Below are 7773 nucleotides of genomic sequence, written 5' to 3'. Positions count from 1 at the left end.
TTGCTGAAAAACAGAGTGGTGGCGCCAAAAGAAAAGGATACTCCGCAAAATCTCTGCCTTGATGCAGCATATGTGGGCAAGGAGGATACTGTACTCTCCAATGGCTTCATCCCCCACATCCGCCCACGAGGCGAAGAGAAAAAATTGATCGAAAGAGATCCTTCGTTCAAGGCACGGCGCTGGGTCGTTGAGTTAGCACATTCATGGTTCAACCGGTTTCGCAAATTGATACCACGATACGAGAAGACAGATCTCTCGTACATTGCACTCAACACATTGGCAGCCGCCATGATTGTCCTGAACAAGGTCATGGTTATTTATGGATAATCACTTAACCGCTCGGACACCTCCACCTTTGCCGGCATCATTAGTGGCGACGGCCAGGTCAACCAGATCGGCACGGGCACGACCATCCTCACCGGCGACAGCACCTACACCGGCCGCACCACCATCTCCTCCGGCGTGCTGCAACTGGGCGATAGCAGCGACAGCGGCATAACCACCGGCAGCATCGTCAGCGATGTGGTCAACAATGCCATTCTGGCCATTGATCACAGCGACACGGTAATACTGCCCGGCCAGATCACCGGCACCGGTGCGCTGCGCCAGATCGGCACCGGCACCACCATCCTCACTGCCAACAACACCTACAGCGGCGGCACCTTCATCGACCAGGGCGCTCTGCAGCTGGGCGACGGCGGCACCGGCGGCAACGTATTTGGCGACATCGTCAATGAGGGCACTCTGGTCTTCGACCGCAGCGACCTGCTGCCGATCATCGGCAGTATCTCCGGGACGGGCGGCGTGGAACAGAACGGGACGGGCGAGACCGTGCTGTTCGGCGTCAACAGCTACAGCGGCCCCACCGATGTCAAAGCGGGAAGGCTTTATGTGAACGGCAACAACACCTTGGCCACCGGCCTGACCACAGTTAACAGCGGCGCCACGCTTGGCGGCGCTGGAGATGGCGTCAATACCGGCATCATTGGCGGCAGCGTCACCGTGGCAAGCGGCGGCACACTGTCACCCGGCGATGTGGGCGACTTTCCCGGCACCCTGACCATCAACCAGGACCTGACGCTTCAAAACGGCGCTGTGCTGGATTACAGCTTCGGCGAGGCCAATGTGCCGGGCGGGCCGCTGAACGATCTTACCGTGGTGCACGGCGACCTGACCCTGGCCGGTACCATCAATGTCAGCCTCAGCGAGGGCGGCAGTTTTGATGTGGGCATCTATCGCGTCATCAGCTATGACGGCGGCTTGACCAACAATACCCTGGCCATCGGCGCCATTCCTGCCGGCACCAATGCCGCTGACTATTTCGTCCAGACTTCAATAGCCAATCAGGTCAACCTGGCCTATACGGCCGGGCTCGAACTCAATTTTTGGGACGGCGGCGATGCGAACCTTCATAACAACAATGGCGTCAATGGCGGCAATGGCGTCTGGCATGCCACCCAGGGTACCTTTGACAACAAAAATTGGACCGATCAGTTCGGCGTTCCCAACGCCCCCTGGGCCAGCGAGGCCTTCGCCATTTTCTCGGCCACGCCCGGTACGGTCATCGTGGACGAGGGTATAGCCGGCGAGGTACGCGCTGCGGGCATGCAGTTCGCCAGCAACGGCTATGTCATCCAGGGCGATCCGATCACCCTGGTGACTTCCGCAGCGACACCGGGCCGCTCCATCATCCGGGTCGGCGACGGCAGCAGCCTGGGCAGCGGCTATACCGCGATCATCCGTTCCATACTGAGGGGTGATATCACGCTCACCAAAACCGACATCGGCACCCTGGTGCTGACCGGCGACAACACCTACACCGGCGGCACCGCCATCACCGGCGGGGTGCTGGAAATTTCCCGCGACACCAACCTGGGTCTGGCCGGCACCATGCTCAGCATGAACAACGGCACCTTGCGCACCACCGCCACCATGGTTAGTGCGCGCGACACCCTGCTCGACGGCGTGGGCGGCATCTTCGAGACCGTGGCCGGCACCAGCTTCACCAACAGCGGCGTGATTTCAGGCGATGGTCCCCTGACCAAAACCGGGGACGGCACCCTGATCCTGACCGGCGAGAACATCTACACCGGGTTGACCACGATTTCCCAGGGGACTTTGCAGCTGGGCGACGGCGGCAGTTCCGGCAATCTCGCCAGCAGGGTCTGGAACAACAGCATCCTGGCCTTCAACCGTTCCGACGAATTTGTGTTCGGCAGCGCCATTTTCGGCACCGGCGCGGTCGAGCAGATCGGCAGCGGCACCACGGTGCTGACCGCGACCAACACCTACGAGGGCCCCACCACGGTGTCTGCCGGCACCCTCCAGGCGGGCGCGACCAACACCTTCAGTCCCAATTCCGAGGTGACCGTCGCTCCGGGTGCCACCCTGGATCTGGACGGCTTCGATCAGACTATTCCGGAGCTGACCAATGCCGGCACGGTGCTGTTGAACGGCGCGCCCGGCACGGTGCTCACCGTGCGCGGCGACTACACCGGTTTCGGCGGCACGATGGTGTTCAACACCTATCTCGGCAGCGACACCTCTCCCTCTGACAGGCTGGTGATCGACGGCGGCGTGGGCGACGATACCGGCGTTCTGGTCAACAACATCGGTGGACCGGGGGCCCGCACCACCGGCGACGGTATCCTGCTGGTGGAGGCCATCAACGGCGCCACCACCACGACCACCGCCTTTGCCCTGGCCGGACCGGTGGTGGCCGGACCGTACGAATATTCCCTGTACCGCGGCGGCAGCTCGGGCGGATCTCCGGACAACTGGTTCCTGCGTTCGGTGCTGGACTGCTCTCTGGCGCCGACCCTGCCGGAATGCCAGAATCCTCCGGGGCCAACGCCACCACCCCACTACCGGCCCGAGACCTCGCTTTACACCGCCATCCCGTCCTTGGCGCTCGCCTACGACAATGTGCTGCTGGACACCCTGGATCAGCGCATGGGCGGACTCAGGTCGTTCCAGGGGACCGGCTCAAACCGGGAAACGAACGATCCCGCCCATCTGGCCTGGGGCCGGATCGTCCGCCTGAACGGTTCCAGGGACGGCGACACGCACGGCATCTACGACGACGCGGGGCCGGACTACGATTACACCTTCAATGCCGTGCAGGTCGGCACGGATCTCGTCCGTAACGAACACGCCGACGGCAGCTTCGACAGCACCGGCCTCTATCTCGCCTACGGCCACAGCGAAGCCGATGTCGATCATTTCGACCGCACCCCTGCCGGCACCGACAAGCTGGACGGCTGGACCATCGGCGGCTATTGGACCCATTTCGGCGCGAGCGGCTGGTATGTAGACACCGTTGTCCAAGGCACCTGGTACGACATCAAGACAGAGGGCCGCTTGCCGGAGATGACCACCGACGGCTTCGGCCTGGGTGCCTCCCTGGAAGCCGGCTATCCGTTCCATTGTGCCAATACCGTCGTTGTGGAACCGCAGGCGCAGGTGACTTACCAGACCATCGATCTGGACGATACCCGTGATGTCGGTTCGGTGGTCCGTTTCAGCGACGTCGACAGCCTGGTGGGCCGGTTGGGCGTGCGCCTGTCGCGGAGCTGGAAACCGGCCCCGGCCGCGCCTTCTGCGGACAAACAGCGCAAAGCCGCCACCGTCTGGGTCAGGGCGAGCTTGGTCAACGAATTCCTGGGACGGCCTGAAACACGGTTTTCGTCTGCGGACGGCTACATCCCCTTCCAGACGGATACGCAAGGCGCCGGATATGTGATCGATACCGGCATCGATGCCGAAATCACGGACAATATCTCCCTGTACGGCAATCTCCTCTTCCAAAACCGGTTCGATGGCGACGACCACGCCTTCGGCGGGCAACTCGGACTCAAAATCAAATTCTAGACAATGAGACAATCTCCAGGAAAAATGTGCATGACTACCAGGATATTCCACCGTTCTTTCGCCCTGTTCGCCGCCGTCGTCGGCCTGTGGAGTGCGACTGCGTCCGCACAGGAACCCGCCCTGCCCGGCGGCGCCACTTCGCTGCGCGAGGTCCATGGCGATTGGGTGGTCAACTGCATCGTGGCGGGCCAGGGCGAAGCGGCACGCAAGATCTGCACCCTGTCGCAAGAACAGCACGACGGCAAATCGGGTCAGCGCATCATCGCCATGGAGCTGCTCCCCGCTACTCCGACCAGTACCGCCACCCTGTTTTTGCCTTTCGGCCTCGATCTCGCCGCCGGGGCAACCATGCAGGTCGATGAGACCGCGCAGAAACAGCAGATGCCGTTCCGCACCTGTCTTGCCGGCGGGTTGCGTCATCACCACCAACATTGACGCCAAGATGCTGGCGTCGATGCGTAGCGGTACCGCGCTCAAGATCCAGGCCAAGGCGGATGGCGGCAAGGAAACGATCTTCTCCATATCTCTCAAGGGATTCGGCGGCGCCTTCGACCGCACCGCCTCCCTTGCCAAATAGCTCCGATACATTCTTAATGGACAAGGAGGTTCGTAATGAGACGTCGGCCATGTTCCAATGGGAAAAGACAGGACTGTGCACCGGTACGTGAACGTCTCCGGTCTGAAAGTGTTCCATCAATGGCGGTTCCCATCATGCACGGTTTCGTGCAATCCGCACAACGAAGCCGCCGGGTCCTGCTCCATTTGCTGCTTCAATCAATCGCATCGGCGGCACTTCTTTGTCTGAGCAGATCCCTCGTACTGGCGAGCTGTACCATCAATGGCAACACGGTAACCTGCACCGGCAGTTCGAGCGCACTTTCCATCCCCCCGCCTCCGGGGCCATCTGTCACTGTGGACGTGTTTGACATGTTCACTAGTGGCATCACGATCACAGGCATTCCGGATTCCTTCGTCACCAACAACGGCAATATCAACGGCGATATCAACATCACTGGCGGCGGAAATTTCACCTTCGTCCAGAACGGAATTTTTGGGTCGACCAACATCAATGCAACCAGTAGCGGCACAAATGCACTGCTCGTCAATCCGGGGCGCTCAGTCGCTGGCGTGACGATGGCGGGCGCGAATAACACCGTCGACAACAGCGGCACATTCAACACGAGCCTGCAGCTCACGGCCACAGACCGGAACAATGTCATCAACCGGGCGGGCGGGCAGTTCAATTCGGTCGAGCTTATCGCTCCACGCAATGTCATCGACAACTCGGGGACGTTCAACGGCGGCATGCACTTCACGTCCGACAGCACGAACACCATCCAGAACCGACCCACCGGTATCATTAACGGTATTACCGCCACTGGCACTTCCAAGGATCAGGTCAATAACGAAGGTCAGATCAACGGCTCAGTGTCGCTGGGAGACGGCGATGACTGGTATGTCAACCTTGGCCGCACCGGCCCCGGCACCCTGCTCGGCAACGTCGATCTGGGCGCTGGCAACGACATTCTTTACATAGAAAATGGCCTGGTATCGAGCCCGGTCAATCTCGGTAGCGGCGACGACTGGGCGGCAGTGCTCAACGGCACCCTGTCGTCGGATCTTCAGGCCGGCGACGGAGCAGACCGGTTCTACTGGGCGGGCGGCACCATTACAGCCGGCGTCGATCTGGGCGCGGGCGACGATCGTGCCGATTTCTACAGCCTCACCCAGTCCAATCTTCTCACCGGGGAGCGGATCAGCGGCGGTACGGGGAACGACACCATGGTCTGGCACCATACCATCGGTGACGACGTCTATCGCTTCGTCAACTGGGAGTTGATCGAACTCAGCGATAATTCGCAGATGATCTTCTCAAACTACAGCACGCTGACGATGGGGGATTCCGGAACCGGGACCGGCACCCTCTCAATCGACTCGACGAGTGCCGTGTCTGCCGGCAACGGTACGCACACGGTTGCGCCGGCCGTCTCCGGTCAGCTCGTCAATGTCTACAATGCCGGCATTATCGACCTCACCAACAGCCAGCAGACGATGACCGACCGCTTCACGGTCGTCGGCAACTATATCGGCGTGAATGGGAACCTGAACCTGCAAACGTATCTGGGGGACGACAGTTCGCCTTCGGACCAGTTGGTCATCCGGGGCAATGGTGCGCGCGCAGCAGGCAGTACCCTGATCAATGTAACCAACATCAATGGTCCCGGTGCCATGACGACGGGGAATGGCATCAGGGTTGTTGATGCAGACCTGGCGGGCGGCGCCACCACCGATGTGGGTTCTTTTTCGCTGAGTTCACGCGTTGCTGCCGGCATATACGAATACGCGCTCTTTCGGGGCGGCGTTGGTGCCGACGCGGGGGATAACGACTGGTATCTCCGCTCAAGCGTACTTACCGGTATAATGCCGACAGTGCCGGTCATTCCGCCGACTCCACCGCCTCCACCTATACCGGCGCCCGATCCACAGCCGGCTGTGACGTTACCGGCGCCACCACCGCCGTTGGCACCGGCACCACCGCCGTCCACGATCGCTCCACCTACGATCCTGCCCATTCCCGTACCACCATCGCCGCTCCCGCCTGTGACGCCAGCACCGTCGCCAGAGCCATTACCACCTGCTCCGACGGAACCTCCAGCACCGGAACCTACGGCGCCACCCACCGAGACGCCACTGGTCCGGCCGGAAATCCCGGGCTACACGATCGCGCCGGCTATCGCCCACCGGATGGGTATCGCCGCCCTCGATAAGTTCCATGCGCGGCAAGGCGATCAGTCTTTGTTGAACAGCTATGGAGTTGTGCCCGGAGCCTGGGGACGGGGCTTCGGCCAGTCAGCCGACCAGGAGCGGTCTTCGAGCATTGTCGGCCACGGTTTTCAGTTGGCGCCGGAGTTCGACGGACACATCTGGGGCCTGCAAACGGGATTTGACCTCCTAGGCAGGGAGAACGGCGACGGTAGCCAGGAACGTCTCGGCCTGTTCTACACCCACATGGAAGCCCGCGGCGACATAACCGGGAACATACTCGCCGGAAATCATCTCAACGCTGGCGATCTCAAGCTGGACGGAGACGGTATCGGCGCCTACTGGACGCATGTCGGCTCTACCGGTTGGTATATTGACACCGTAGGAATGCTCAACTGGTTCGACGGTGAGGCAGACTCCAGCTACGGTGCTGGCGCAGATATTTCCGGCAACTCGGTTCTGTTGTCTCTCGAAACCGGTTACCCCTTTGCGCTCAGCGGAAGCTGGACGCTTGAACCTCAGGCACAACTTGTATGGCAGCGTGTCGATCTCGACGATACGCATGATCGGTTTGCCAGCATAGCCTACGGAGCTGCCGATACCTGGATGGGACGACTGGGCTTGCGCCTGGAGTCCGATACAACCATGAACGAAGTGCCAGTGCAGCCGTTCGTCGACATCAACCTCTGGCATAATTTCTCGTCGAGCTATACCAGCAAGTTCAATGACGGGTCGCTGGAGACGCAGATGGAAAGTACCTCGCTCGAAGTCGGTGCAGGCGTCTCCACACGGCTCTCGGCAAATGTCAGTGCCTATGCAGCCTTGCATTATGCAACGAGTGTGGATGGTGATGACAACCGAAGTTTAGGCGGCAATATCGGCTTGCTCATCAAATGGTAGCTTCGACACATGAAGGAGTTATCCATAAAGAGCGATGGCTTACGCTTTGTAATTACATTCAAACTTTGAATTATCCTCCAGATGGTGTCGTCTGCGCTCTGCAAGAGCCCGATCAGACAGACAAGGCGACGCAAGGAAGGCGACGCGCAGAAGCCGTCCGCGATTTTCCCAGCAATGCATTGAACTGATGCCTGAAACAGGCTAAATGAAAGACCTCTTCTTTTCTTCCAGTTCAACCAA

Annotated in this window: 5 protein-coding genes; all 5 read left to right on the top strand. The window is 60.4% G+C overall.

Going from position 1 to position 7773, the window contains the following annotated elements; genetic code table 11:
* Nucleotides 1-327 (top strand): transposase (locus Q362_RS21140; protein WP_035217037.1); only part of this gene is annotated, 327 nt, incomplete at its 5' end.
* Between the two features lie 36 nt (nt 328-363).
* Nucleotides 364-3870, top strand: a complete 3507-nt coding sequence (locus tag Q362_RS21135) for an autotransporter outer membrane beta-barrel domain-containing protein (protein ID WP_342670244.1) — start codon at nt 364-366, stop codon at nt 3868-3870.
* Nucleotides 3871-3900: 30 nt separating this feature from the next.
* Nucleotides 3901-4305 (top strand): invasion associated locus B family protein, encoded by a 405-nt coding sequence (locus Q362_RS21130; protein WP_211248516.1) that lies wholly within the window; start codon nt 3901-3903, stop codon nt 4303-4305.
* A gap of 19 nt (nt 4306-4324) precedes the next feature.
* Nucleotides 4325-4447, top strand: coding sequence for an invasion associated locus B family protein (locus Q362_RS24325; protein WP_245590250.1), 123 nt, complete (start codon nt 4325-4327; stop codon nt 4445-4447).
* Between the two features lie 350 nt (nt 4448-4797).
* On the top strand, nt 4798-7533 hold the full coding sequence (locus tag Q362_RS21125; RefSeq protein WP_051554397.1) for an autotransporter family protein: 2736 nt from the start codon (nt 4798-4800) through the stop codon (nt 7531-7533).
* The last annotated feature ends 240 nt before the right edge of the window (nt 7534-7773 follow it).

This window comes from Desulfobulbus elongatus DSM 2908 (assembly GCF_000621145.1).
GTDB classification, from domain to species: Bacteria; Desulfobacterota; Desulfobulbia; order Desulfobulbales; family Desulfobulbaceae; genus Desulfobulbus; species Desulfobulbus elongatus.
Note: the sequence above shows the minus strand (reverse complement) of the source record. Positions and strands in the feature narration are given on the sequence as shown.

Coding starts and splice junctions, on each gene's coding strand:
- Q362_RS21125 (WP_051554397.1), top strand. CDS start 4,798: ATGTTCACTAGTGGCATCACGATCACAGGCATTCCGGATTCCTTCGTC.
- Q362_RS24325 (WP_245590250.1), top strand. CDS start 4,325: ATGCGTAGCGGTACCGCGCTCAAGATCCAGGCCAAGGCGGATGGCGGC.
- Q362_RS21130 (WP_211248516.1), top strand. CDS start 3,901: ATGACTACCAGGATATTCCACCGTTCTTTCGCCCTGTTCGCCGCCGTC.